Raw genomic sequence first — 26,042 nt, forward strand, 5'->3', positions numbered from 1 at the left:
CCAAACTTTCCCCATGAGCACTACCCAACGGCAGGCGGTCGTGACGGGAGCGTCGAGCGGGATCGGGGCCGCGACGGCGCGGCGCCTCGCCGCGGAGGGCTACGCCGTCGTGTGCGTGGCGCGCCGCCGGGACCGCATCGAGGCCCTCGCCGAGGAGGTCGGCGGCCGGGCCGTCGTCTGCGACGTCACCGACGCCGCCGCGGTCGCCGCGCTGGCCGAGGCCGTGGGCGACCGGCTCGACCTGCTCGTCAACAACGCCGGCGGCGCCTTCGGTGCCTCGCCCGTGGCCCAGGCCGACACCGACGAGTGGCGCCGGATGTACGACGTCAACGTGATCGGCCTGATGCAGGTGACCCGGGCGCTGCTGCCCGCCCTGCTCGCGAGCGGCGCCGGGGTGATCGTCAACGTCGGGTCCACCGCGGGTCGCGTCGCCTACGAGGGCGGCGGGGGCTACACGGCCGCGAAGCACGGCACCAAGGTGGTCACCGAGACGCTCCGCCTGGAGCTCTACGACCAGCCGGTGCGGGTGTGCGAGGTCGCACCGGGCATGGTGCGCACCGACGAGTTCGCGCTGGTCCGGTTCGGGGGCGACCAGGAGCGGGCCGACGCCGTCTACGCGGGCGTGGCCGAGCCCCTCACCGCCGACGACGTCGCCGACGCGATCACGTGGGTCGCGACCCGGCCCGCCCACGTCAACATCGACGAGCTCGTCCTCCGGCCACGCGCCCAGGCCGCCCAGCACAAGGTGCACCGGGTCCAGGAGTAGGCCTCAGGCGAGTGCGCGGTCCAGTGCCGCGCCGACATGCAGGGTCGTGCAGGGGAAGACCGGCAGGTTGGAGTCGGCCTGCTTGACCAGCAGCTCCAGCTCCGAGCAGCCGAGGATGACCCCGCCGGCGCCGTTGTCCCACAGCTCGTCGATCAGGTCGACGACGTACTTCCGGGAGTCGTCGACGACCTTTCCGTGGACGAGCTCCTCGTAGATGATCCGGTTGATCTCGTCGTGGTGCTCGACGCCGGGGACCACCACCTCCAGCCCGTGGCGCGCGATCCGCTCGGTGAAGAACGTGCGGCTCATCGCGAACCGGGTGCCGATCAGGGCGATCACCTCGACGCCCTGGGCCTTCGCGGCCTCGGCGACCACGTCGGCGAGGTGCAGCACCGGGATGTCGATGGCCGCCTCGACCTGCTCGGCGACGCGGTGGAAGGTGGTCGTGCAGAGCATCAGGAATTCCGCGCCCGCCCGCTCGACGGACCGGGCCGCGTCGGCCAGGATCTGGGCGACGCCGTCCCAGTCCTCGGCCTCCTGCAGGGCGGTGACCTGGGCGAACTCCACCGACGCCATCACGGACCTCGCGGAGTGGAGACCCCCCATGCGGGCCTCGACACCACGGTTGAGCAGCTCGTAGTAAGCGGCGCTGCTCTCCCAGCTCATGCCCCCGACGAGGCCGATCGTCTGCATGGCCCGCAGTCTCTCACGATGCTGGGTCCACGGCGTTGCGCGGATAGGCTGACCCCTCGTGTCTGAGATGAAGCGAACCGACCTGCGCAACGTGGCCATCGTGGCCCACGTCGACCACGGGAAGACCACGCTGGTCGACGCGATGCTCCACCAGGCGGGCGCCTTCAGCGCCCACCAGGCCGAGGGCGTGGCAGAGCGGGTCATGGACTCCGGCGACCTGGAGCGCGAGAAGGGCATCACGATCCTCGCGAAGAACACCGCGGTGCACTACCGCGGCCCCTCCGCGCAGGAGCTCGCCGACGGCGACATGACGATCAACATCATCGACACCCCGGGTCACGCCGACTTCGGCGGCGAGGTCGAGCGCGGCCTGTCCATGGTCGACGGCATCGTGCTGCTCGTCGACGCCTCCGAGGGTCCGCTCCCCCAGACCCGGTTCGTGCTCCGCAAGGCGCTCAACGCCGACATGCCCGTGATCCTGGTCGTCAACAAGACCGACCGTGGCGACGCGCGCATCGACGAGGTCGTCGACGAGACCTACGAGCTCTTCATGGACCTCCTCGACGAGAACCACAGCCAGGACGCCCTCGACTTCCCGGTGGTCTTCGCCTCCGGCAAGGCCGGCATCGCCTCGCTGGAGAAGCCCGCCAACGGCACCCTCCCCGAGGGCAGCGACCTCGAGCCGCTCTTCCGGACGATCCTGGAGACCATCCCCGCGCCGGAGTACGACGACCAGGCCCCCCTCCAGGCCCACGTCACGAACCTCGACGCCTCCCCCTTCCTCGGTCGCCTGGCCCTGCTCCGCATCAAGCAGGGCACCCTGAAGAAGGGCCAGCAGGTCGCGTGGATGCAGCGCGACGGCGGCATCAAGAACGTCAAGATCACCGAGCTCCTCATCACCGAGGGCCTCGAGCGCAAGCCCGGCGAGAGCGCCGGTCCGGGCGACATCGTCGCGGTCGCCGGCATCCCGGAGATCACGATCGGCGAGACGCTGGCCGACCCGGACAACCCGGTCGCCCTGCCGCTGATCCACGTCGACGAGCCCGCCATCTCGATGACGATCGGCACCAACACGAGCCCGCTCGTCGGCAAGGGCGGCAAGGGCCACAAGGTCACCGCGCGCCTGGTCAAGGACCGCCTCGACTCCGAGCTCGTCGGCAACGTCTCGCTCCGCGTGCTCCCGACCGAGCGCCCCGACGCGTGGGAGGTCCAGGGCCGCGGCGAGCTGGCGCTGGCCATCCTGGTCGAGCAGATGCGTCGCGAGGGCTACGAGCTCACGGTCGGCAAGCCGCAGGTGGTCACCCGCGAGATCGACGGCAAGCTGCACGAGCCGTTCGAGCGTCTCACCATCGACGCCCCCGAGGAGTTCCTCGGCACCATCACCGAGCTGCTCGCCAACCGCAAGGGCCGGATGGAGGGCATGACCAACCACGGCACCGGCTGGGTGCGGATGGACTTCGTCGTCCCTGCTCGCGGCCTGATCGGCTTCCGCACCGACTTCCTCACCGAGACCCGCGGCACGGGCATCGCCCACCACATCTCCGAGGGCTACCACCCGTGGGCCGGCGAGATCCGCTCGCGCGCGTCGGGCTCCCTCGTCGCCGACCGCTCCGGTGCCGCCACGGCCTACGCCATGACGTCGCTGCAGGAGCGCGGGATCATGTTCGTCGAGCCGAGCACCGAGGTCTACGAGGGCATGATCGTCGGCGAGAACTCCCGCGCCGACGACATGGACGTCAACATCACCAAGGAGAAGCAGCAGACCAACATCCGGTCCGCCACCTCCGACAACTTCGAGAAGCTCATCCCGCCGCGCAAGCTCTCGCTCGAGCAGTGCCTGGAGTTCTGCCGCGAGGACGAGTGCGTCGAGATCACGCCCGAGACCGTGCGGATCCGCAAGGTCGTCCTCGACCAGAACGAGCGCGCGAAGATGGCCAGCCGGGCACGCAAGGGCACCCGCTAGGTCCCACCCCCGCGACGGTCACTCACGTCGCACCGAAGGCCGGCTTCTCCTTCGCGAGGAACGCGCGCACGCCCTCGGCGAAGTCGGGGCCGCCGTAGACCTCGTGGAGGAGCGCCTCCTCCTCCGGTGGGGCGACCTCGGTGAGGCGTGCGCGCGCGGCCAGCTGCTGCTTGGTCGTCCTGAGCGTCGCGGGCGAGGCCTGCAGGATCCCGGCGACGAGGGTCTCGACCTCGGCGTCGAGGGCGTCACGGTCGGACAGCACCGACAGGACCGCCCCGACGGCGTGCGCCCGGTCGGCGTCGACCAGGCGCGAGGCGAGCAGCATCTCGCGGGTCAGCGACTCGCCGAACACCGCCGCGCACCGGTAGAGGACGGGCGAGGACAAGGCGTTGCCGAGCGTGCGCGCGATCGGGTAGCCGAAGCGCGAGCCCGCGGTGGCGACCCGGAGGTCGCAGCTCGTCGCGACCGCGAGGCCACCGCCCACGCACACCCCGTCGACAGCGGCGACCGTCACCTGCGGCAGCCGGAAGAGGCCGTCGAGCATCCCGCGGATCCAGTCCTCGTACTGCACGACGTCCTCGTTGCCGACGAAGTCGGAGATCTCGTTGCCGGCGGCGAACGCCTTGCCCCCTGCGCCCCGCAGCACGACCACGCGGACCGACCGGTCGGCAGCCGTGTCGATCCACAGCTGACGCAGCTCGCCGTACATCGCCCGGGTGAACGCGTTGCGCCGCTCGGGCCGGTTGAACGTGATGTCGAGGACGCCGTCGCGGCGCTCGATGAGCAGGTCGGTCACGTGCGCAGACGGTACAGCCGCTCGTTGGCGAGCAGCAGCGCGGCCAGGCCGCCGCCGACCGCGCCGAAGAGGTGACCCTGCCACGAGACCCCGGGCTGGCCGGGGAGCACGCCCCACAGGGCTCCGCCGTACAGCACGAGGACGAGGATGCCGAGGCCGATCTCCCAGGGCTGCCTGTTGACGATCCCGCGGATCGCGAGGTAGGCGATCCAGCCGAAGATCAGCCCCGAGGCACCGATGTGGTTGGAGTGGCTGCCCGCCGCGAGCCACACGCCCACGCCGCCGACCACCCAGATCACGGCGGTGGCGAGCAGGCCGCGCAGCATCCCGGTCGCGAGGGTGAGGAAGCCGAGCACCAGCACCGGGAGGCTGTTGGCCTCGAGGTGCTCCCAGCCGCCGTGCAGCAGGGGCGCGAACACGATGCCGCGCAGCCCCTCCCCCGAACGCGGTTGGACGCCGTACTGGTCGAGCCGGTGGCCCATCGCCGCGTCCACGATCTCGATGGCCCAGAGCAGCACCGTGAACGCGATCGTGACGACCGCCGCCTGCTGCCAGGCCGGGACCTCGCGCCCCCTGATCTCCACGCGGTCAGTGTGCCGTCTCGACGGCCGTCACGCCCAGCAGATGACCCAGTACTGCACCCCGAACGGGTCGCCGTCGTAGCGCACCTCGGCCGTCGTCCCCGGCCGCAGCAGGTCGCCGAGCTCGCGGATGCCGTCGACGTCGGCCCACAGCTCGTCGGCGAGCTGCGGGTCGAGCCCGGAGAGAGCGGTCGGGAGCGGCTCGAGGAGCGCGCGGCGCAGGTCGTCGTCGAAGACCACCGCCCGCTCGTCGAGGTGGCCGGGCGCCTTCTCCGTGCGCTTGGCCGAGCCGTTGCCGACGACGAGCACGTCCGTCGCGTCCGCCGCGGGCTCGGCGCCGAGCGTCGCCAGCAGGTGCTCGGCGACCCGGGCGCCGAGGTCGGTGGGCGCGACCACCCGCACCCGCGGGCCGAGCGTGCCGACCGCGTCGAGGCAGGCGGCGCGCAGGTCGGCGACCGGGTTGTCGATCGAGGCGTACGACGGCAGCAGGGCCGGGACGCCCGGCACGAGCACGATCACTGCAGCCCCCGGATGGCCCGGCGGGGCGGGCGGCGGCCGGCGATCGACCACACCATGTCGACGACCTGTCTTGTCTCGACGACCTCGTGCACGCGGTAGATCCGGGCGCCGGCCAGGGCGCAGACGGCCGTCGACGCGAGGGTGCCGATCAGCCGCTCACCGACCGGGAGGTCGAGGGTCTCGCCGACGAAGTCCTTGTTGGACAGCGACACCAGCACCGGCCAGCCGGTCTCGACCATCTCGCCGATCCTGCGCGTCACCTCGAGCGAGTGGAAGGTGTTCTTCCCGAAGTCGTGGGCGGGGTCGATGACGATCGACTCGCGCGCCACCCCCGCCGTCAGCGCGCGCTCCGCGTAGCGGGTGGTGTCGTCGATCGCGGCGGCGACCACGTCGTCGTACTCGATGCGGAAGGGTCTGGTGCGCGGGGTCACCCCGCCCGTGTGGGTGCAGATGATGCCCGCGTCGTAGGAGGCCGCGACGTCGACGAGCTCCGGGTCGGCCCCGCCCCATGCGTCGTTGAGCACGTCGGCCCCGGCCTCGCAGACCGCCGCCCCGACCTCGGCGCGCCAGGTGTCGACGGAGATGACGAGGGAGGGGTAGGTCTCGCGCACCCGCGCCACGAAGTCGACGACCCGCGCCCTCTCCTCGGCGGGTGAGATCTCGATGCCGGGGGCAGCCTTGATGCCGCCGATGTCGACGATCTCCGCACCCTGCGCGACGACGGCCGCCACGCGGTCGAAGGCGGCGTCCTCGGCCCAGGTCGAGCCCTTGTCGTAGAACGAGTCGGGCGTGCGGTTGACGATCGCCATCATCAGCGTGGCGTCGTCGGTGAAGGTGTGCGCGCGGAACCGGAGCATCACAGGTACCTCTCCGCGGGCGGTCGCTCGACCGTCCCGACCACCCGGTCCATCGGCTCCGGCCCGGGCAGGAACTGCCGCAGCATCGCGGAGTCGGTGCCGGCTGCGCACCCGGCGCGGGCCAGGGCGGCCGCGACGATCTGGACCGCCATCGCACCCAGGTCGAGGAGGGGCTGGTGCCCGTGCGCGCGGGTGCCGAGGTCGACCTGGGCGATCGCACCCGGGCCGAGGGCGGCTGCCGTGTCGACGAGCGCGGCGAGCTCGACCGCGTAGCCGGTGGGCACCGGGAGCGAGGCGAGGTGCGACCGCCGGACCGCCCACTCGCCGGCGAGGGGCTGCACGAGGTCGCGCAGGTCGGGGAAGAGCAGAGAGATCAGCGGGCGGGCGACGAGCTCGGTGACCCGGCCCCCGTCGAGCGGACCGGTCTCGCCGGGACGCTCGTAGAAGCCCTTCACCAGCCGGACCTCCGGCCAGGTCAGGAGCGGCCCCAGCAGGCCCGGCACGAAGTGGGTGTCCCAGTCGGTGAGGTCGGCGTCCATGAAGACCAGCAGGTCGCCGGACGTGACGAAGAGCGACTTCCACATCGCCTCTCCCTTGCCGGGGTGGGCCCCCAGGTCCGGGCGGATCTCCGAGGCCCGGTGCACGACCGCGCCGGCGGAGGTGGCCACGTCGTAGGTGGCGTCGGTGGAGTCGCTGTCGATCACCACGATCTCGTCGACCAGCGAGACGGTGTCGACGAGGCGCTCGCGGACCCTCCCCACGACGTCGCCCACCGTGCCGGCCTCGTTGCGCGCCGGGACGACGAGGCTGACCCGCGTCGCTCCCTTGGCATCGACCAGGTCAGCGAGCGACCAGTCCGCCCACCGCGCGGTGCGGATGGGACTCACGGGCACCGCCGGGGCACGAGGGACACGCTCGCGACACTACCCACCGCCCGGACCGCGCACCGAGGTGCCCGTTCCTGGGTGAACCTGCTGCGCGGCCGGGTGCATCGGGGCAGACTGGTGGTCACTCGGGACGCGATTCGCGGAATGTTCACCACATGGGGGAGAAAGTTCCGGGTTTCCTGATGCGTGCTCTCCGCAGATGGACGAGGAAGGCCAGGTGCCGCATGAAGTACGGCCGCGCCTGCCCGCACGGCGGTCACTACGGCGGCAAGCGGCGCAGCTCGCTGACCCACGTGCTCCCGGCCACGACCGCGACGTCCGCGACGCACGTGCCGCATCACCGCGCCGAGAAGCGCTCCACGGCCGACGCCAGGGCCGACGCGTAGTCCTCGCGCCCCGCCGCGCTGGTCATGGTCGCGGCATCACCGGCGTCGCGCATGTTGCCGAGCTCCACGAGCACGGTGGGGATGTCCGCCAGGTTGAGCGTGGCGAGGTCGCCGCGGAGCGCGATCCCGTCGGTCGCGGTGTACGTCGACGTGGCGAAGCCGTGGTCGACCAGGCTGTCGCGCACCACCCGCGCCAGGCGGAGCGACGGGCCGGCGATGTCGGTGGTCCACGGCGCGACCTCCGTGGGCGCGATCACGTGGAACCCGTGCGCACCGCTCGCGTAGGAGCCGTCGGCGTGGATGCTGATCTTGAGGTCGGCGGTCGGGCCCGGCGCACCGGGGTTCCCGGCGCGGCCACGCACGTCGACGCACGGTCCCCACGCGCTCGCGGAGTTGCTGTGGCGGGTGAGCTCGACGCGGGCGCCGTCGGCGACGAGCAGCCGGCGCAGCTGTCGGGCCACCTCCCATGCGAACGTCGCCTCCGGGAAGCCGCCGTCGGTGGACGTGCCGGTCGTGTTGCAGGGCTTGGTGAAGCCGCCCGCCTCGACCGGGGCGTCGATCTCGGCATGGAAGGAGCTGTTGCCGAGCTGGTGGCCGGGGTCGATGACGATCACCCGTCCGGCCAGTGGCTGCTCGGGAGACATCGTCGCCCCGGGCTCGGTGGTGGTCCCGGCGGCGCGCGAGGTGGGTGCGGACCGGATCGGTCCGGAGGCCGTGGGGGCATCGGCACCGGACGACCCGTCCGCGCACCCCGTGAGCGCGAGCGCCGGGCCGACCAGGAGGGACATGACGCTCGTCACGGACCACGCGGAACGGCGGCGCCTCGATGGTGCTCTCATCGTCGTCCGAGCCTAGAGTGTCGGTGTTCCTGCGGCACCGGGGCCGCAGGCATCTGCCCCGCGGGCAGGCGTGGTCTAGACAGACGTGCAGTGCAATTCGACACACGGTGTAACTGATCACGGACCATCTCGTTGAGCCCGCGTGTCGAAGTGGGGGATTTCGGCGTGACTCTTCCCCTGCGTTCGTGTGCGAAGTCGAGGTGATCTGGTGACAGCGGTGATCGGGTACGCCGCGCGCACACGTGCGCTCGCCGCGCCGAACAGCCGCATCCGGCGGATCCTGCCGGTCGGCCTGCTCGCGCTCGACGCCGCCATCGCCGCGATCACGACCGGCGCCGCAGCGCTCCTCGACAACGGCATGTCCTTCGACCCCGACAGCGCCGACCTGGCGACCCGGACCTCAGCCCCTCTGCTGGTGCTCGGTTGGGTCGTGGTGATCGGCCTCGGCGGCGGCTACCGCACGCAGGTGCTCGGTGGCGGGGCCGACGAGTACAAGCGGGTGCTCAACGCCACGCTCGCCTACTCCGGCATCGTCGCCTTCGTGCTGTTCATGGCGCAGGCCGACGTCTCGCGCAGCTTCTTCCTCTTCTTCTTCCTCTTCGGGTTGCCGGCACTGCTCCTGGCCCGCTGGGGAGCTCGGAACGTGCTCCACCGGGCGCGCAGCAAGGGTCATCTCGGCGTGCCGGTGCTGATCGCCGGCGACAACCGCCACGTGGACCAGATCCACGGCATCCTCGACCAGGCCCGTTGGCTCGGCTACCGCGTCGTCGGCGCGGTCACCCCGGCCGACGAGATCGGTGCGGCCGTGGGCAACGTGCCCGTCGTCGGCACCACCGACGACGTCACCGAGGCCGCGCTCCGGGCCGACGCGGAAGTGATCCTCTTCGCCGGCGGCTCGTCCACCTCGGCCCAGGACCTCCAAGAGAAGGTCTGGGACGCGGAGGAGCGCGGCATCGGTGTCGTCGTGGCGCAGAGCGCCACCGGCATCACGACCGGCCGGGCGACGTACCGTCCCGTCGGCGGCCTCCCGCTGATGCACCTCGGCGCCCCCGCGTGGGCGCAGGCGACCCGCATCGGCAAGCGCACCTTCGACGTCATCGGCGCGAGCGCGCTGCTGTTCTTCTTCAGCCCGCTGTTCCTCTTCATCGCCCTGCGCATCAAGCTGCACGACGGCGGCCCGGTCTTCTTCCAGCAGTCGCGCGTCGGCCGCCAGGGCGTGCCGTTCCGCTGTGCGAAGTTCCGCACGATGGTGACCGACGCCGAGGACCTGCTCGCGGCACTCCACGTCGCGACCGGCTACGACGGTGGCCTGTTCAAGATGGACGACGACCCGCGCATCACCAAGCCGGGCCGCTGGCTGCGCCGCTACTCCTTCGACGAGCTCCCGCAGCTCTGGAACGTCGTGCGCGGCGACATGAGCCTCGTCGGCCCCCGCCCGCCGCTCCCCATCGAGGTCGCGCAGTACGACGCCGCGGCCCGCCGCCGGCTGCACGTCCGCCCCGGCATGACCGGGCTGTGGCAGGTCTCGGGTCGCTCGGACCTGTCCTACGACCACTCGATCCGGCTCGACCTCTACTACGTCGACAACTGGTCGATGCTGCAGGACCTGCACATCCTGTGGCGCACCGTCGGCGTGGTCTTCAACGCCAAGGGCGCTTACTGAGGCACCCGCGGGCGCTTACTGAGGCACCCGCGGGCGCTTGCTGAGGCACCCGCGGGCGCTTGTCGAGGCACCGCTGGTCAAGGAGGTCGCGCTAGCGACCGTCACGAGACCTACTCGTAGCCGAGGACGTCCTGGCGCTTCTCGCCCCAGGCGAGCGCGGAGGCGATCGCCTCGTCGAGGGTGGCCTCGGTGCGCCAGCCGAGCAGGGCGGCGGCCTTGTCGGCGTTCGCGAACGCACCGACGGCGTCGCCCGGGCGGCCGGGGGCCTCGGCGATCGGCACGGTCCGGCCGACCACCCGCTCGACGGCGGCGACGAGCTCGCGAACCGTCACGCCGTCGCCCTTGCCGAGGTTGAGGTAGGCGTACGGCGCCCCCTCCGCCTCGATGACCGCGTCGAACTCCTCGACCGCGCGCACGTGCGCCTTGGCGAGGTCCCAGGCGTGGATGTAGTCACGGATGCCCGTGCCGTCGCGGGTGGGGAGGTCGGTGCCGGTGATGGTGAACTTGTCGCGGTAGCCGAGGGCGGCCTGCGCGAGGAGCGGCACGACGTGGGTGGCGTCCTTGAGGTGGTAGCCCGTCTCGAGGTCGGGATCGGCACCGATCGGGTTGAAGTAGCGCAGGATGATCGCCCGCAGCGAGGTGGCCCGAGCGATGTCCTCCAGGCACATCTCCATCATCCGCTTGGTGCGGGCGTACGGCGAGGTCGGCTCGACCGGGTCGGTCTCCCGCACCTCGAACGCCGGCTGCAACGCGTAGAGCGACGCGGTGGAGGAGAACAGGATCCGCGGCTTGCCGAGCTTCTCGAGCTGGTCGAAGAGCTCCAGCGACTTCGCGACGTTGTCGCGGTAGTACTCGTAGGGCAGCTCGACCGACTCCGGTACGACGATCCGCGCCGCCATGTGGATGGTCGACTCGATGTCGGGGTGCTCCTCGACGATGCGCGCTACGAGCGCCCGGTCGGCGATGTCGCCCTCGTAGAAGATCCGGTCGCCGACGAACTGCCGCGGACCGCTGAGGAGCGAGTCGAGGATGACCGGCGTGTGGCCGGCCTCCTCGAGGGCCTTCGCGGTGATCGAACCGATGTAGCCGGCGCCGCCGGTGACGAGGACCTTCATGGCACAGCAGGGTACGGGGTCACGCCCAGCGCCCCGGAATCACGGACAGCTGATCGGCGCGGGGTCGACGGCGTCCTTGATCGCCGGCGAGTCGGTGTCGGTACCGCAGTCGATGACCGCATCGGCCGCGTTGTCCTGGGCACGGATCAGGTCCTTGCCCGCGCCGCCGCGCATCGTGTCGGCGCCGCCGTTGCCCCGGATCTGGTTGTTGAGGTCGTTGCCGATCAAGGTGTCGGCACCGTTGCCCCCGGTGACGTTCTCCACCGACCCCTTGACCGTGTCGCGGTCGTCCGCGGCGCCGTCGACCTTGCCGCCGTCCTCCCCTGCCGGACCTCCGAGCGTGACGGTCACCGGCTGCGTGCGGCCGGTGTAGTCGGCGAGGTCCATCGTGCCGGGACCGCCGACGATCAGGTCGGCGTCCTCGCCGCCGATGAGCTGGTCGTCGCCGTCGCCACCGCGCAGCACGTCGTCGCCGGCGTCCCCGGTGAGCTCGTCCGAGCCGTCGTCGCCGAAGACCTCGTCATCGCCCGCCCAGCCGACCAGCAGGTCGTCCCCGCCGCCACCGTGGATGGAGTCGTCGCCGCGGCCGCCGTCGAGGGAGTTGCTGCGGTCGTCGCCGACGAGGTAGTCGGGGCCGGCGCCCCCGGCCAGGTTCTCCACGTCTGCGGCGATCAGGTCGCTCATGCCCGACGCGGGGTCGGTCTCGCCGATCGCCGCCCGCGCCGGAGCGGTCTGGCCCTCGTAGCTGACCCAGTCGTCGCCGGCTCCGCCGCAGATGATGTCCTGGCCCTGCATCCCGATGATGATGTCGTCACCACCCAGGCCGTTGATGACGTCCACGCCACTCGAGCCGCGCAGGGTGTCCGCCCCGGCGGTGCCGCTGATCGTGGTCGGTCGGCCCTGGCAGACGGTCTGGTTCGAGCCCCAGGTCGTCGACTCGACCTCGGCGCCGTAGGTGCTGACCTGCGTCGTCACGCCGCTGAAGACCCCGTAGGTGTAGATCCCGCCCGAGCGGTGGAAGGCGACCTGAAGGCCGTCGGGCGACCACGTCGGCTCGGAGTCGGACACGGTCCCCGTCTGGATGCCCGAGACACCGCTGCCGTCGGGGTTCATCTGGTAGATGTCGTGATCGGTCGACGAGTAGACGTACTCGAACGCGATCCTCGTGCCGTCCGGCTTCCAGGCCGGCGACAGTCCGGCACCCAGGTCGACCAACGGGCCGCCGTCGAGGTCGAGCACGTAGATGTGCTGGGTGGTTCCGTAGCCGCAGCAGTAGCCGGCGAACGCGATCTTCCGACCGTCCGGCGACCACGAGAGGTCCTCGACGTAGCCGTCGCCGTAGATGCGCCGGGGCGTGCCACCGTCGGCATCGACGAGGTAGATGCCGTTGCCGTTGCCCGCCTGCGAGCGGGCGAACGCGATCCGGGTGCCGTCGGGTGACCAGGTGGGGTCGCTGTCGTAGGCGCTCGTCGTCAGCCGCAGCGGCGTCGTGTGCACGTGGAAGGGTTGGCCGACCACCCAGATCCCGGTCCCGCTGGACGACCCGACGGCATAGCCGGCATAGACGATCTGGCTGCCGTCCGGCGACCACTCCGGGTCGCGCGGAGCGATGCCGCTCGGCGGGAAGTAGCTGGATCCGTCGCTCGAGTAGAGCGTACCGCCGCTGACACCGCCGGTCCCGTCGCGAGAGATCGCGGTCCAGGCGATGTCGCCGTTGCTCCCGGAGGTGATCGACGGTGCGACCGGCTTAGTCGGATCTGCGTGCGCGGGCGACGGCGCGGAGGCCGCGGCCAGGGTGCTTCCCACCAGGGCCGTCGTCGCGATCACGGCAGGGAGGAGTCGTCGAGGCCAGAGAGTCGCCATCCCTGCACTCTGCGCCTGCTCCGGCGCCGCGTCACGCCTTCGACGAAAGATTCATCCGAACGAACGACAGGACGCCGAGGACGTCAGGAGGTGACCTCGACCCGCCCGTAGTCGTCCTCGAGGCGGCAGATGTCGTCCTCACCGGTGTAGGTGCCGTGCTGGACCTCGATGATGATCAGCGGCACGTCGTGCTGGTTGGTGATGCGGTGGGGTTCGCCGATGGCCACGTTGACCGACTCGGCGACCTGCAGCACGAGGTCGTGTCCGTCCACCACGCAGGTGGCCGTGCCGGAGACGACGGTCCAGTGCTCGGCCCGGTGCTCGTGGGTCTGGTAGGACAGGCGAGCGCCCGGCTCGACGACGATGCGCTTCACCTTGAAGCCCTCGCCCTCGTCGAGGACCTGCCACGAGCCCCACGGCCGAACTGCACTGTCACCGATCACGACGTCACTCCCACACTTGGTCCCTGCACGCCCCCTCTGGCCCCCCGGCGCAACGTCAACCGTAACGACGCGGGAGATACCGAAGGTACGCAGAAAGGCAAAGAAAAGTTGACCGGCGGGGTCAGCGGCGGCGGAGGCCGGCGAGCGCAGGGCGTACGTCGGCGAGGTAGACCAGTGCCGCGATGGTCATCCCGAAGTTGATGATCGAGAAGAACAGCGGCAGCGGCAACACGAGCTGGGCGAGCTGGAGGAGCAGGGCGACGCCGAGGACCGCGCACCACGTGGTCTTGTTGCGCCGGTCGGCGGCGACGTAGGACTCGGCGGAGTAGAGCAGGGAGTTGGCGAACGCGAAGATCTTGATCACGAGGAGCAAGAAGAAGACCGCGAGGTAGATCCACCCCTCGAGCACGAAGACATCCATGGTGCGGCCGATCCTATCGGGGAGAGCACGAGGCCCCGAGGGATCAACCCTCGGGGCCTCGTCGGCGGAGCGCTACCTCAGTTGGCGGCGGCCTTCTTGGCCGGAGCCTTCTTGGCGGTCGCCTTCTTGGCGGTCGTCTTCTTGGCCGGCGCCTTCTTGGCGGGGGTCTTCTTGGCGGGAGCCTTCTTCGCGACCGAGCCGGGGGTCTTGGCGGGGGCCTTGACCTCGTCACCCTTGCGGATCTTGATCACGACGGACTCGCCGCGCTTGGCGAGGTCGGAGTACTGCTTGGTCGCGGCCGCGACGTTCTCGTCGAGCTTGCTCTGGGCCTTGGCCGGGAGGGCCTTGGCGTCGGCCTGGAACTCGGCCAGCTTGGCCTCGAACTTGGCGCGGGTGTCGGTGAGCTGCGCGACGGCCTTGTCCTGGAGGGACTTGGGCTGCGGGACCTCGAACTCCTTGACGGACTTCTGGACGTCGGCCACGCGGGCGTTGACCTTGGCCTGGACGTCGGTGACGTAGCCACGGACCTTCTCGACGGCCAGGTCGGTCGCGCCGACACCGGCGTAGATCGGGCGCGCCACGGCGGCGGGCACCGGGACGTCGGGCAGGTCGAGAGAGGTCAGGCCGATCTTCGGCACCTCGATCTTGGGAAGCTCAAGCTTCGGCATGCGGATTACACCCTTCTTGTGTGTGTGGAGCTCGTGCGAATCGTTCAGGACAGAGCCGTCGTCGCGTCGTTGTCAGCCGGCTCGTCCGAGACGACAGGCGTCTCGGCGGACGTCCGGTCGGCCTCGTTGAGGGCCAGGAACGACGAGTAGACGTCGAGGAGCGACTGCTTCTGCCGCTCGGTGAGGCCGGTGTCGCCGAGGACGGCGAGCTCGACCGATCCACCCACGCCGTCATCCGGGCTGAGAATGCCCGCCCGGATGTACAGCTGCTCCGCGGAGATGCGCAGCGCCTTCGCGATCTGCTGCAGCACCTCGGCCGACGGCCTGCGGAGCCCGCGCTCGATCTGGCTCAGATAGGGGTTGGAGACGCCGGCCTGCTCGGCGAGCTGCCGCAGGGAGAGGCGCGACTGCGTGCGCTGCTCCTTGAGGTAGTCGCCCAGTGCGCCGACCGTCTCGGTCACCCTTGCCTTCACCATGTCTCCAGTGTGCTTGCTGGAGTTAGCAATTTGCAAGCTGAGAGCAGGTGAACTGGTTCACATGGCCGAGTGATAGACAATTCCTATTGTCTTGCGTGTGTTTGGCAAGATACCCCTCGTGTCGAACCCTCCCCCGCCGCAGCACTGTCCCTCGCCGCGCGAGCTGGACGACCTCGAGCTGCTGACGGCCGGAGCACTCGCACCCACCGTCGGCTTCAACGAGCCCGGCAGTCCGATCACCCTCGCCCTGCCCGGCGAGCTCGCCGAGGAGGTCGCCGCGGGCGGAGCCGTCGAGCTCGTGGATCCCGAGGGCCTCCCGCTGGCCCGGGTGAGCGGTGGCGGTGCCGGCTGGGCGGTCACCCCCCTCACCCACGCGCAGTACGGCCCGTTCCGGCGTCTCTACCTCGCACCCGACACCGTCCGCCAGCAGTACGCTGGCCGGACCGTCGTCCCGGTGACCGATGCCCTGACCTCGGAGCAGCTCACCAGGCTGCGCGGACACGGCGACCTCGTCCTGCTCGCCCTGGTCGGCCGGGGCACGCCCGCGCTCTCCGCCGTCGGGCTGATCCGCGCGACCCTGCGGGCCGCCGAGGCCGTCGGGTCCGGGGGCGCCTCGGTCGACGTGGTCGCCGTACCTCTTGCCTCGCACGGTGACCCGGGCGCGGACGCGACCTTGCGCGCGCAGGTCGTGGCCAACTACGCCGGGCCCGACCAGGTGCTCGACCTGCCCCCGGGCGGCACGCCCGCACCCGAGGTGGCCGACATCGTCCGCACCGACCGTCCCGCACGCGACGAGCAGGGGCTGGTCCTGTTCTTCACGGGCCTCTCCGGCAGCGGCAAGTCCACGCTGGCCCAGGCGCTGATGGACCGCCTGCTCGAGCACGGCGGCCGCTCGCTGACGAGCCTCGACGGCGACGTGGTGCGTCGCAACCTCTCCGCGGGGCTGACCTTCTCCAAGGAGGACCGGGAGACCAACATCCGCCGCATCGGCTGGGTCGCCGCCGAGATCTCCCGGCACGGCGGTGTCGCGGTCTGCAGCCCGATCGCGCCGTTCGACGAGACCCGCAAGCAGGTGCGGCAGTACGTCGCCGACGCTGGCGGCGCGTTCTTCCTCGTCCACGTGGCGACGCCGTTGGAGGAGTGCGAGCGACGCGACCGCAAGGGGCTGTACGCGAAGGCGCGCCGCGGCGAGATCCCCGAGTTCACCGGCATCTCCTCGCCCTACGAGGAGCCTGAGGACGCCGACGTCCGCGTCGACACGACGGGTCGCACGATCGACGAGGCGCTCGACGAGGTGCTGGTCGCGCTGCGCGCCACGGGCTACCTCGACCTCGTCACCGACGACGCCCCGGCGGCCGGTCGCGTCAACACCCCGGCCCCGGTCGCGGCGGCGGTGGACGCGCCGGCCACCGTGCCCCTCGACGCCCCCGACGGCAGCCGCGCCGCCGACGAGCGGCTGAGCGTGCTCTTCGTCTGCACGGCCAACATCTGCCGCTCGCCCTACATGGAGATGCGGGCGGGGTCCTTCGCCGGTGACGGAGCCGTCGCCGTCGAGCTCGCCAGCGCGGGCACGCACGGGTTCACCGCCCGCGCGGTCGACGCGACCATGGCCGCGGTGCTGGCCGCACGCGGCATCGACGACGCTCCGCTCGCCGCCTTCCGCAGCCGTCCGCTGACGCGCGCCCTCGTGGAGTCGGCCGACCTGGTGCTCACGGCGGAGACGACGCACCGCGAGTACGTCCTCGAGGAGGCGCCCAGTGCCTTCCGCAAGGTCTTCACGCTCGGGCAGTTCGCCGAGACCGTCAACCGGATCGACCCCTCGCTCGTGGGACGCCAGCTCGTCGCGCACGCCGGCCACCGGCGCGCCTCAGCCAGTCCGGCCCACGAGATCGGCGACCCTTTCAATCGTGGACGTGCGGCCGCCGAGCTGTGCGCCGACCAGATCGACGGGCTGCTGCGCGTCGTCATGCCCCGTCTGACGGGCGCGGGAAGGACCAACCCATGAGCGACCTGCTCACCCTCACTGCCTTGTCGATCGCGGCGGCCGGCTTCTTCGTCGGCGTCATCGTCGGTCTCACGGGCATGGGGGGCGGAGCGCTGATGACGCCCGCCCTGATCTTCCTCGGCGTCGGCGGCGGCGAGGCGGCCACGGTCGTCACGGCCGACCTCGCGGCCGCCGCGGTCTACAAGAGCGGCGGCGCGGCGGTCCACGCCCGGAGCGGCTCTCCGAACTTCCGGCTCGCGGCCTGGCTGATCGCGGGGTCGGTGCCCATGGCGTTCCTCGGGCCCTGGCTGGTCCACCACTTCACCACCGACGAGGAGCAGCTCGACTTCGTGCTGAAGATGGCGATCGGCTTCGCCCTCCTCCTCGCGGCCACCACCTACGCCCTACGCCTCTACATCAACCTCCGGCGCGTCCGCGGCGGCGCACCTGCGCCCGAGGAGAACCCGCGGATCCGCCCCGTGCCGACGCTCCTCGTCGGCATGCTCGGCGGCCTGCTCGTCGGCATCACCAGCGTCGGCTCCGGCTCGGTCATCATGATCGCGCTGCTGATGCTCTACCCCGGCCTGTCCGCGGTGAAGCTGGTCGGCACCGACCTGGTGCAGGCGGTGCCCCTGGTCCTCTCGGCGGCGCTGTCCAACATCGCGATCAACGGCATCGACTGGACGATCACGATCCCCCTCATCGTCGGCTCGGTGCCCGGCACGATGATCGGCTCGTCGATCGCGCCGAGGGTGCCGCAGAGCTACATCCGTCGCGGCATCGTCGTCGTGCTGACCATGTCCGGGGTCGCGCTGCTCGACAAGGCCGGGTGGGCGCCGCTCGGCAAGGAGGAGACCCACCCGGTCCTCGTGGGCCTCGTCGGCGTCGCGATGCTCGTGCTGGTGCCGCTGGTGTGGGGCCTCATCCGCCGCAGCCACGACCTCCCGTTCATGGGAGCTCCCACGGTCGCGGAGCTGGAGAAGATCCCCGGCGACCGCCGGGCCGCCCGGAAGGCGGCCGTCGCCGCGGGCAGGGCCCAGCCGGGCAGGCGGACGGACCAGAAGCCCCCGTCGCGCCCGTAGCGGGACGCGGGGAGACCGCCGACGTCAGTCGGCGCCGGGCCGTCGGTCGTCCCACTCCCACAGTGCCGAGATCGGCAGGCCCCACATGCCCGGGCGGTACTTGAAGCCCACCGGCGCGGTGTTGAGCACGATGCCACCCCGGAAGCTCGACCCGGCACGGGCGGCGAGGGCCTCCAGGTTGCGGAACTGGTGCGGCCGGAAGCCGGCCGCCGTGCGGACCTCGAGTCCGTAGACCGTCTCGTCCGGGAGCTCGACGAGGAGGTCCACCTCGAGCCCGTTGCGCTCGCGGAGGTGGGTGACGCGGTAGTCCACCTCGCTGGTGGCCTGCTGCCGCAGCAGCTCAGCCGCCGCGATCCCTTCGAGGTACGGCGCCAGCCGGGCCCGGCCGTCCATCTCGGTCAGCCCCGCGGGATCGTCGCCGGCGAGGCGGCGCGCGAGGGCGGGGTCCTCGAAGACCACCCGCGGCCGCGCGATCGCCCGCTTGGCGACGGCAGCCCGGGCCCCCGGGACGAGCCGGACGTGCCCGAGCGTGACCAGGGCGGCGACGTAGGGGGCGATCGTGGTCGGCGGGATGCCGGTCACCGCGGCCAGCCGCGCCCGGTTCAGCTCCGCCGACGGACGGACCGCGAGCGCCCGGAGCAGCGCGTCGAGCGCCGACGGCGACAACCTGCCGTGTCGCAGGTCAGGGAGGGGGCGGTCGTCGCCGACCAGCAGGCCGGCGTACTCCTCGACGCCGAAGCGCGAGCGCACCTCCCCCGGCACCGAGGCCCGGGAGCCCAGCCGGGCGACGAAGTCGGCCATGCCCGCAGCCTAACTCGTAGATTTGTCTACGCGCTTCGCGCAGATGTCACCTTGGAAGGCGCAGCATGGCACGATGCTCCGCATGTCCCAGACCCACGCTGACTACCGGTTGAGCCAGCTCGACCAGCTCGAGGCCGAGTCGATCCACATCTTCCGCGAGGTTGCGGCCGAGTTCGAGAAGCCCGTCCTGATGTTCTCCGGCGGCAAGGACAGCATCGTGATGATGCGCCTCGCCGAGAAGGCCTTCTACCCGGCCAAGATCCCCTTCCCGGTGCTGCAGGTCGACACCGGCTACGACTTCCCCGAGGTCCTCGCGACGCGCGACAACTGGGTCAACCGCCTGGGCGTCCGGCTGATCGTCGCCTCCGTCGAGCAGGCGCTCGCCGACGGCATCGTCGTCGACGACGGCAAGACCAGCCGCAACCGCCACCAGATCGGCACCCTGCTCAACGCCATCGAGGAGAACGGCTTCACCGCCGCCTTCGGTGGCGGCCGCCGCGACGAGGAGAAGGCTCGCGCCAAGGAGCGCGTCTACTCCCACCGCGACGAGTTCGGCCAGTGGGACCCGAAGAACCAGCGCCCCGAGCTCTGGAACCTCTACAACGGCCGCCTCCACGAGGGCGAGCACATGCGGATCTTCCCGATCTCCAACTGGACCGAGCTCGACATCTGGGACTACATCGGTCGCGAGGGCATCGAGATCCCCTCGATCTACTTCTCGCACCAGCGACGCGTGTTCGAGCGCGACGGCATGCTGCTGACCGAGAGCGAGCACAACCCCTGCCGTGAGGGCGAGGTCGCCGAGGAGCGCACCGTCCGCTTCCGCACGGTGGGTGACCTGACCCTGACGGGTTGCGTCGAGAGCACCGCGTCCACGATCGAGGAGATCATCGAGGAGGTCGCCGTCGCCCGGGTCACCGAGCGCGGCGCGACCCGAGGTGACGACCGGTTCTCCGAGGCTGCCATGGAGGACCGCAAGAAGGAGGGCTACTTCTGATGGCTGACAACACCGGGACCACCCAGCCCACCAACATGGACCTGCTGCGGTTCGCGACCGCGGGCTCCGTCGACGACGGCAAGTCCACCCTCATCGGGCGGCTCCTGCTCGACTCGAAGTCGATCTTCGAGGACCAGCTCGAGGCCGTCGAGGCGACGAGCACGTCGAAGGGCTACGACTACACCGACCTCGCGCTGCTGACCGACGGTCTGCGCTCCGAGCGCGAGCAGGGCATCACGATCGACGTGGCCTACCGCTACTTCGCGACGCCCAGCCGCAAGTTCATCATCGCCGACACCCCGGGGCACGTGCAGTACACGCGCAACATGGTGACCGGCGCCTCCACCGCCGACCTCGGCCTGGTGCTCGTCGACGCCCGCCAGGGCCTCACCGAGCAGTCGCGCCGCCACGCCGTGATCCTCTCGCTGCTCCGCGTCCCGCACCTGGTGCTGGCGGTCAACAAGATGGACCTCGTCGACTTCTCGCAGGAGGTCTACGAGAAGATCCACGCCGAGTTCACGCAGTTCGCGACCAAGCTGAACATCCCGGACCTCGAGGTCATCCCGATCTCGGCGCTCAACGGCGACAACGTCGTGAACCGCTCCGAGAACATGGACTGGTACTCCGGCCCGACGCTCATGCACCACCTCGAGCACGTCCACGTCGCCTCCGACCGCGACCTGATCGACGCGCGCTTCCCGGTGCAGTACGTCGTGCGACCCAAGTCCGACGAGTTCCACGACTACCGCGGCTACGCGGGCCAGGTCGCCGGCGGCGTGCTGAAGCCCGGCGACGAGGTCGTCGTGCTGCCCTCGGGCATGACGTCGAAGATCTCGCGGATCGACCTGTTCGACCAGGAGGTCACCGAGGCGTTCCCGCCGATGTCGGTCACCGTCCACCTCGAGGACGACGTCGACGTCTCGCGGGGCGACCTGATCGCCCGGGTGAAGAACGCGCCCGAGCCGCGCCAGGACATCGACGCGATGATCTGCTGGATGACCACGACGCCGCTCAAGCCGCGGCAGAAGCTGGCCATCAAGCACACGACCCGCACCGGTCGCGCGCTGGTCAAGGACATCCAGTACCGCCTCGACGTCAACACCCTGCACCGCGACCAGGAGACCAAGGAGCTCGGCGTCAACGAGATCGGCCGCGTCCAGCTGCGCACCACGGTGCCGCTGCTGAGCGACCCCTACGCGAAGAACCGCGCCACCGGCTCGTTCATCCTGATCGACGAGGCGACCGGCGTGACCGTCGGCGCCGGCATGATCAACAGCTGACCTCGGCCAGCAACGCAAGAACCCCGCACCGGACGGTGCGGGGTTCTTGCATCTGATCAGGGCTGGACGGCCTTCAGCACGTCGCCGCACCAGTCCTCGAAGCTGTCGACGTACTTCTCGTCGGCGTTGGTGTAGCACTGGAGGAGGTCGCCGTTCTTGGCGAAGGTGAACAGGCGGAACTGGGTGCGCTCGGCCTTGCCCAGGGTCTGGTGGAAGCGGACGCCGTAGTCGAAGTCCGCCTTCTTCTTCAGCTTCAGCTCGGTCGTCTCCGAGACCCAGTCGCGGTCGTCGTCGCCGGCCGAGGCGAGGATCGTGTTGAGGTCCTTGGCCTTGAACTTCTTGGGCCAGTCACCGCCACCGCGGACGATGAAGGCCAGCTGGACGGCCACTGGGTCGTCGGCGGAGCCGACCGAGAAGCGGCAGATCTTGCCGGGCGTGCTGTCGCCCTCGACGACGTCCTTGCCCTTGACCACCGATGTCGCGAACTGGCTGCAGTCCGGCATCGCCGCGTAGCCGCCGTTCTCGGTGGGGTCCGCCGAGCTCGTCGACGTCGGCGAGCTGGAGCTGCTGGCCGTGTCGGTCGCGGTGGCCGAGGTGCTGGTGCCGTCGCTCGGGGAGTCGTCATCGCTCTTCTTGTCCCCACCGTCGCTGCTGCACGCGGCGGTGGCACCGACGAGCAGGGTGACGGCGAGGGCGGCGACGCCGTGCCGGAGGGGCTTCCGGATCACTTGCTGGGTCATCTGTTCTCTCTTCTCCCGATGAGTTGAGGGGTCAGGACTTCGGGCGCGCGACGACGAGCACCGTGTTGGTGGAGAGCTCACGCTCGGTGATGTCGGGGACGGTCTCCCGCACCCGGGCGAGGACCTCCGGCGTGAGCCGGTCGAGGGCCTGCTGCCGGGAGGGGATCTCGTCCCACCGCTCGACGTCGAAATGCTGCTCGATCATCGAGCGGAGGTCGTCGAGCCGGATCCGGTTGAGGACCCTGATCATGGGGTGGTCGTCGGCGAGGTCGGGCACCGCGTTGATGTGCCGCCAGTCGTAGACCAGCTGGTGGCGGGGGTCGTCCTCGTCGAGCTGCTCGGGCTGCACCGGTGCCTGGTGGTGCCCGCTCCAGCCGTAGAAGCTGTGGTGGAGCAGCACCAGCCGGGTGTCGCGGTGGCAGAGCTTGGTCAGTCCCACGAGCACGTCGTCGAGGTTGTGCAGGCGCTCGGTGACGTTGTGCATCGCGATGGTGTCGAACGTGCCGTCGACCGCCCCGTCCTCGACCGCGCCCCGCACGGACCGGAGGGCGGGCAGCTGCTCGGAGATCTGCCGCGGGGTGATCCCCATGTCGCCCCACGCGCGGCGCCGCTTGTCGCGGGCGCGCGTGCTGTCGAGGTCGAGCATCGGGTCGACGCCGACGTACGACGTCGCGCCCGCGACCAGGAACCCCATGCCGAACCCGCCGAACCTGCAGCCGACGTCGAGGACCGACCGGCCGCGCACGTGCTCACGGATGCGGCGCGGCCAGGTGAGGTAGCCGAAGCGGGCGGAGAGGTCGACCAGGTGGGGGTCGTAGTTGCGCAGCGCTGCCTCGAGGTCGGGTGCGAAGTGGAAGTAGGCGACCTTGGCCTGCACGACGTCGGAGGTCCAGTCCCCGGCGGGCTCCAGGAGGCTCAGCCGGAAGGCGGCCTCGACCAGCTCGTCGCTGGGCTCGTTGCTGGGCTCGTTGCTGGGGTCCTCGCCGCGCGCCTCGAGGTAACGGGCGTCGACGACCGCGAGCTCCGCGACGGGGTCGATGTCGAGGTCGGCGGCGTCGCCCGCCCGCGCGTCCTTCCTCACCGGCTTCCCCACCACGACCTCTTCTTCCTCGACGGCTCGCCCCGACCGGAGCGGACCGGGGGCGGGTCCTGGTCGGCCTGGACCCGGCGCAGCCGTGGCCCGGCCGTGCCGTCGACCCGGTCGACGTGCAGCCCGCCACGGTACACGGGCGATCCGTCCTCCCAGAGGACGAGGTGCACGTCGTCACCCTCGACGAACGCGGGCAGGACGGGGATGCGGTAGGCGTGCGCCCCGCGCCCGGGGACGTCCTCGAGCGAGCGGTCGACCACGTCGGCGGGCACGACGAGGAGCGTCTCCTCCCCGCGTCGTACGGCGACGTGCAGCACCCGGTCGGGGGCCTGCCGGTCCCACGCCCAGCCCGACAGCCAGTCGCCGACGGCCCAGCCGCCGCGCCGCTCGGGAGAGCGCAGCCCCGACCCCGGCGCGGCCGGCCGCGGACCCGGGCCGGCCGCGACGAGCTCCGCACTGCGGGCCTCGACCTCGGCCGGGTCGGACGGCGCGTTCTCCAAGGACCAGAGGGTCGGTCCGGCCTGCTCGTCGGGCTGCTTCTCCATCAGCTCGGCGAGCAACCGAGCCGACAGCGCCGGCGCCCGGCCGGAGAGCGAGAAGGTGCGGGCGCCGACCTTGTTGACCCGGAGGAAGACCGAGATCAGCTCCTCGTCGCCGTCGTGCAGGCTCCACAGCAGCGGGTAGGAGGTCGCCGGGGTCCAGACCGTCGGGACCGGGAAGACCGACAACGTCGTGTAGTCCTCGGTGCCCTCCACGCCGCGCGTCGCCACCAGCTCGACCGCGACGTCGTCACCGCGCACCCGGAACCGGCGCTCACCGGGGCCGCGTGCGTAGAGCCAGATCTCGCTCTTCGCGGTGTGCACGCCGAAGATCACCCGGCGGTGGGCGGCTGCCCGCTTGCTCTCCGGACCCCACATGGCCGGCATCAGCCACTGCGGCTGCGCGGGGTCGACGGAGTCGGTGCGCAGCATCCACTCGTCGACCGTGCCGACCGGTCTGCCGGCCGCACCGCTCAGTGCGGCCAGCACCACCTTGCGCTGCGCCAGCGGGGAGGCGTCGATGAGCGGCTTGGCCTTGAGGTAGCCGTAGAGCTGGTCGGCAGCGTACGCCGTCGCCTCGAGCTCGGCGGACGGCCAGCTGAGCAGCTGCTCGGGCAGCACGAGGAGGTCGTGTCCGGCCTCGGCCGCGCGCGTGACGTACTCGTGCACGACACCGTGGCGGGCGTCGTACGGCTCGAACGTGCCGATCGTCGCGAAGGTGTCGGCGCGCACCGCGAACAGCTCCGGGCCGTAGCCGCGCGAGGTGAGGAACTGGGTCGCGACGTCGCCGCCGAGCGGCAGGCCGACGGTGGTGCCGTCGGTGGCGAAGAACGTGGTGAACAGGACGCGCGGCCGGTGCGTGAGGGCCTCGCGGACGGCGTCGAAGAAGCCGTCCTGCGGAAGGGCGGACAGCCCGTCGGAGACGACCATCGCGTCGCAGGTCTGCGAGAGCGCGAGGGTGTTGAGCGCCGTGCCCGAGGTCTGCCCGATGCAGTTGACGACGCGGACGGCCGGACACGCCTCGTCGAGGAGCGCGGCCACCTTCTCGATCGCCACACGCACGTGCGGATCGGTGTAGCCCAGGACGAGCTCGTCGGGCGTGGCGGCGTGGCACGCCTTGACGAGGTCCTCGAGCGAGTCGTCGCGGCGGACCAGGGCGACCTGGCTGACGGTCTGCACCCGGCTGCCGGGCTGGTCGACCCCGGTCAGGAGGCTCGCCACCGCCTCCGTGCGGCCGTGCTGCTCGACGAGGTCGGCCAGGTGGGCGTGGTAGCCGTACCAGACCTCGAGGTTGGCCTCGTTGGAGAAGGCCGGGTGGGCGATGGGCTGCCCGTCGCGCAGCGCCGTCTCGAGCCGCTCGGCCAGGGCCTGGGCCGTCGGCTCGACGAGGCAGGCCGCGTGGTCGTCCTCGGCGATCAGCTCGGGCGTCCCGCCGACCGCGGTCGCGATGAACGGCACGCGCTGCTCCAGCGTCTCGTAGACCGCCATCGTGGAGTTCTCGATCAGCGACGGCATGACCGCTATCCGGTCCCGCTCGGTGAGGAACGTCAACGCCTCGGGCTGGTTCTTGTCGTTGATGATCGTGATCGGGCAGCTCCAGGTCTCCGCCTTCTCGCGGATGTACTGCTCGGGGCTCAGCCCGCCCTGCGCCGCCAGCCGACCGCCCCACTTGCCGAGGAAGGTAACCGAGTCGGGCACCTCACCGCGCTCGTGGAGCAGGTCGATCGCGCTGCAGAAGATCTCGATGCCCTTCCGGGCCTCCAGCCGGCCGAAGAAGACCAGGTCGCGGCTGCGCACGACGTCTCCGTGACGGCGTGGCTCGCCGGGCCGCCGGTCGAGGACCGGCACGTTGGAGAAGTCGACGATGTTGGGCTGCACGAACACGTTCGCCGGCGGCAGCCGGTAGCCGATGCGTTCCATGAACGACAGTAGGTGGGCGGATCCGCCGATGACCACGTCGGCGAGCTCGACGCACTTCTGCTCGGCGTAGGCGGCCGCCACCAGGTTGGTGTCGGTGATGGGCAGCATCTGGTAGTGCCGGTTCCAGATGTGGGGCGAGGAGGTCTTGACCAGGAAGAGCGTGTCGCGGAAGGCCAGCCCCAGCCGCTTGGCCATCAACGCGTAGACGAGGCCGCCGCGCCACTCCGAGGTGTGCACCACGTCGAACGGCTCCTGGTCGCGCAGCCACTCGTAGGCCGCGGCGTAGCGGGCCTGCCAGGTCGGGGACGACGCCCACACCTTGGAGTCGGGGACCGAGAGGTAGTGCAGGGTGACCCCGAACTCGGCGTAGCGGTCGACCCAGAACTCGGGTGTCTCGTCCTGCACCACCGCACCCTTGAGGAAGAGCACGTGGACCTCGTGCCCCTCGGCGGCCAGGCCCTTCGCCAGGTGGTAGTACGTCGACGCGATGCCACCGTTGCGAACCGGGCCGATGATCTCCTCGGTCACGATCGCCACGCGGAGCCGGCTCCCGGAGTCGCTCACCCCGACGGACTCGATCCCGGGGAAGCGCTTCACCTCGAAGTCATCGCGTTGCATCTGTCTCCCCGGTGCCTGACGGATATGCGGTGGCCCCTCGGCGACCCGCCCCACT

The 26,042-nt window shown here is 71.0% G+C and carries 25 protein-coding genes; 8 read left to right on the forward strand and 17 right to left on the reverse strand.

Translation table 11 applies throughout. The features are described from left to right. Positions 1–13: 13 nt before the first annotated feature. Positions 14–766: an SDR family NAD(P)-dependent oxidoreductase gene (locus ACAX67_RS13230; protein ID WP_370704314.1), complete on the forward strand. Its 753-nt coding sequence runs from the start codon at positions 14–16 to the stop codon at positions 764–766. 3 nt (positions 767–769) lie between these two features. Here ACAX67_RS13230 and ACAX67_RS13235 read toward each other — a convergent pair whose 3' ends face one another. Beyond that, a complete protein-coding gene (locus ACAX67_RS13235; protein WP_370704315.1) occupies positions 770–1,459 on the reverse strand; it encodes an aspartate/glutamate racemase family protein in 690 nt (229 codons plus the stop codon). A 67-nt stretch (positions 1,460–1,526) separates the two neighbouring features. Here ACAX67_RS13235 and typA point away from each other — a divergent pair, with 67 nt between their 5' ends. Further along, positions 1,527–3,422: a translational GTPase TypA gene (typA, locus tag ACAX67_RS13240; protein WP_370704546.1), complete on the forward strand. Its 1,896-nt coding sequence runs from the start codon at positions 1,527–1,529 to the stop codon at positions 3,420–3,422. A 22-nt stretch (positions 3,423–3,444) separates the two neighbouring features. Here the strand turns inward: typA and ACAX67_RS13245 are convergent, their stop codons facing one another. From ACAX67_RS13245 to ACAX67_RS13265, 5 genes are read right to left on the reverse strand one after another with little or no spacing between them, the layout of a single operon-like run. Next, the gene (locus ACAX67_RS13245; RefSeq protein WP_370704316.1) at positions 3,445–4,218 is read right to left on the reverse strand and encodes an enoyl-CoA hydratase-related protein; all 774 of its coding nucleotides are present in this window, start codon (positions 4,216–4,218) and stop codon (positions 3,445–3,447) included. Beyond that, positions 4,215–4,802 carry a rhomboid family intramembrane serine protease gene (locus ACAX67_RS13250; protein ID WP_370704317.1) on the reverse strand — a complete coding sequence of 196 codons (588 nt, stop codon included), beginning with the start codon at positions 4,800–4,802 and terminating at the stop codon, positions 4,215–4,217. The genes ACAX67_RS13245 and ACAX67_RS13250 overlap by 4 nt, the downstream gene beginning before the upstream one ends. Before the next feature lie 27 nt (positions 4,803–4,829). After that, positions 4,830–5,318, reverse strand: coding sequence for a class III extradiol ring-cleavage dioxygenase family protein (locus ACAX67_RS13255; protein WP_370704318.1), 489 nt, complete (start codon positions 5,316–5,318; stop codon positions 4,830–4,832). Then, positions 5,315–6,175, reverse strand: coding sequence for a dihydropteroate synthase (gene folP, locus ACAX67_RS13260; protein ID WP_370704319.1), 861 nt, complete (start codon positions 6,173–6,175; stop codon positions 5,315–5,317). Before folP ends, ACAX67_RS13255 begins: the two co-directional genes overlap by 4 nt. After that, positions 6,175–7,062, reverse strand: coding sequence for a glucosyl-3-phosphoglycerate synthase (locus tag ACAX67_RS13265; protein WP_370704320.1), 888 nt, complete (start codon positions 7,060–7,062; stop codon positions 6,175–6,177). Before ACAX67_RS13265 ends, folP begins: the two co-directional genes overlap by 1 nt. 224 nt (positions 7,063–7,286) lie before the next feature. Between ACAX67_RS13265 and ACAX67_RS13270 the strand changes: the two genes are divergently transcribed. After that, positions 7,287–7,448 carry a hypothetical protein gene (locus ACAX67_RS13270; RefSeq protein ID WP_370704321.1) on the forward strand — a complete coding sequence of 54 codons (162 nt, stop codon included), beginning with the start codon at positions 7,287–7,289 and terminating at the stop codon, positions 7,446–7,448. Here ACAX67_RS13270 and ACAX67_RS13275 read toward each other — a convergent pair. Continuing rightward, on the reverse strand, positions 7,400–8,236 hold the full coding sequence (locus ACAX67_RS13275) for an N-acetylmuramoyl-L-alanine amidase family protein (protein ID WP_370704322.1): 837 nt from the start codon (positions 8,234–8,236) through the stop codon (positions 7,400–7,402). The two genes, ACAX67_RS13270 and ACAX67_RS13275, sit on opposite strands and share 49 nt — an antisense overlap. A 259-nt stretch (positions 8,237–8,495) precedes the next feature. Between ACAX67_RS13275 and ACAX67_RS13280 the strand changes: the two genes are divergently transcribed. Continuing rightward, entirely contained in the window at positions 8,496–9,950 is a 1,455-nt protein-coding gene (locus ACAX67_RS13280) for a sugar transferase (protein ID WP_370704323.1), read from the forward strand. A 110-nt stretch (positions 9,951–10,060) separates the two neighbouring features. Here the strand turns inward: ACAX67_RS13280 and galE are convergent, their stop codons facing one another. From galE to ACAX67_RS13310, 6 genes are all read right to left on the reverse strand, one after another. Next, positions 10,061–11,065 (reverse strand): UDP-glucose 4-epimerase GalE, encoded by a 1,005-nt coding sequence (galE, locus tag ACAX67_RS13285; RefSeq protein ID WP_370704324.1) that lies wholly within the window; start codon positions 11,063–11,065, stop codon positions 10,061–10,063. A 39-nt stretch (positions 11,066–11,104) separates the two neighbouring features. Then, the gene (locus tag ACAX67_RS13290) at positions 11,105–12,928 is read right to left on the reverse strand and encodes a hypothetical protein (RefSeq protein WP_370704325.1); all 1,824 of its coding nucleotides are present in this window, start codon (positions 12,926–12,928) and stop codon (positions 11,105–11,107) included. An 83-nt stretch (positions 12,929–13,011) separates the two neighbouring features. Further along, positions 13,012–13,371, reverse strand: coding sequence for a phosphomannose isomerase type II C-terminal cupin domain (locus ACAX67_RS13295; protein WP_370704326.1), 360 nt, complete (start codon positions 13,369–13,371; stop codon positions 13,012–13,014). Between the two features lie 121 nt (positions 13,372–13,492). After that, positions 13,493–13,792, reverse strand: coding sequence for a DUF2516 family protein (locus ACAX67_RS13300; RefSeq protein WP_370704327.1), 300 nt, complete (start codon positions 13,790–13,792; stop codon positions 13,493–13,495). Positions 13,793–13,869: 77 nt separating this feature from the next. After that, positions 13,870–14,460 carry a hypothetical protein gene (locus ACAX67_RS13305; RefSeq protein ID WP_370704328.1) on the reverse strand — a complete coding sequence of 197 codons (591 nt, stop codon included), beginning with the start codon at positions 14,458–14,460 and terminating at the stop codon, positions 13,870–13,872. A gap of 44 nt (positions 14,461–14,504) precedes the next feature. Then, positions 14,505–14,936: a helix-turn-helix domain-containing protein gene (locus ACAX67_RS13310; protein WP_370704329.1), complete on the reverse strand. Its 432-nt coding sequence runs from the start codon at positions 14,934–14,936 to the stop codon at positions 14,505–14,507. Positions 14,937–15,054: 118 nt separating this feature from the next. Between ACAX67_RS13310 and cysC the strand changes: the two genes are divergently transcribed. Both cysC and ACAX67_RS13320 read left to right on the forward strand, forming a co-directional pair. Further along, positions 15,055–16,941 carry an adenylyl-sulfate kinase gene (gene cysC / locus ACAX67_RS13315; protein WP_370704330.1) on the forward strand — a complete coding sequence of 629 codons (1,887 nt, stop codon included), beginning with the start codon at positions 15,055–15,057 and terminating at the stop codon, positions 16,939–16,941. After that, positions 16,938–18,002 carry a sulfite exporter TauE/SafE family protein gene (locus ACAX67_RS13320; RefSeq protein WP_370704331.1) on the forward strand — a complete coding sequence of 355 codons (1,065 nt, stop codon included), beginning with the start codon at positions 16,938–16,940 and terminating at the stop codon, positions 18,000–18,002. Before cysC ends, ACAX67_RS13320 begins: the two co-directional genes overlap by 4 nt. A 24-nt stretch (positions 18,003–18,026) precedes the next feature. On the opposite strand, the gene ACAX67_RS13325 is transcribed toward ACAX67_RS13320, so the two are convergent. Further along, positions 18,027–18,803 (reverse strand): DUF4143 domain-containing protein, encoded by a 777-nt coding sequence (locus ACAX67_RS13325; protein WP_370704332.1) that lies wholly within the window; start codon positions 18,801–18,803, stop codon positions 18,027–18,029. An 82-nt stretch (positions 18,804–18,885) separates the two neighbouring features. Between ACAX67_RS13325 and cysD the strand changes: the two genes are divergently transcribed. Both cysD and cysN read left to right on the forward strand, forming a co-directional pair. Next, positions 18,886–19,800 carry a sulfate adenylyltransferase subunit CysD gene (gene cysD / locus ACAX67_RS13330; RefSeq protein ID WP_370704333.1) on the forward strand — a complete coding sequence of 305 codons (915 nt, stop codon included), beginning with the start codon at positions 18,886–18,888 and terminating at the stop codon, positions 19,798–19,800. Further along, the gene (gene cysN / locus ACAX67_RS13335) at positions 19,800–21,080 is read left to right on the forward strand and encodes a sulfate adenylyltransferase subunit CysN (RefSeq protein WP_370704334.1); all 1,281 of its coding nucleotides are present in this window, start codon (positions 19,800–19,802) and stop codon (positions 21,078–21,080) included. The genes cysD and cysN overlap by 1 nt, the downstream gene beginning before the upstream one ends. 56 nt (positions 21,081–21,136) lie before the next feature. Here the strand turns inward: cysN and ACAX67_RS13340 are convergent, their stop codons facing one another. Genes ACAX67_RS13340 through ACAX67_RS13350 form a run of 3 tightly spaced genes read right to left on the reverse strand, consistent with a single transcriptional unit; the run spans position 21,137 to position 25,987 of the window. After that, complete coding sequence (locus tag ACAX67_RS13340) at positions 21,137–21,820, reverse strand: hypothetical protein (protein WP_370704335.1); 684 nt, start codon at positions 21,818–21,820, stop codon at positions 21,137–21,139. 31 nt (positions 21,821–21,851) lie between these two features. Further along, the gene (locus tag ACAX67_RS13345; RefSeq protein WP_370704336.1) at positions 21,852–22,901 is read right to left on the reverse strand and encodes a class I SAM-dependent methyltransferase; all 1,050 of its coding nucleotides are present in this window, start codon (positions 22,899–22,901) and stop codon (positions 21,852–21,854) included. Further along, positions 22,898–25,987, reverse strand: a complete 3,090-nt coding sequence (locus ACAX67_RS13350) for a glycosyltransferase family 4 protein (protein WP_370704337.1) — start codon at positions 25,985–25,987, stop codon at positions 22,898–22,900. The genes ACAX67_RS13345 and ACAX67_RS13350 overlap by 4 nt, the downstream gene beginning before the upstream one ends. Positions 25,988–26,042 lie beyond the last annotated feature (55 nt).

The sequence above is a fragment of the Nocardioides candidus genome (assembly GCF_041321175.1).
GTDB lineage: Bacteria > Actinomycetota > Actinomycetes > Propionibacteriales > Nocardioidaceae > Nocardioides.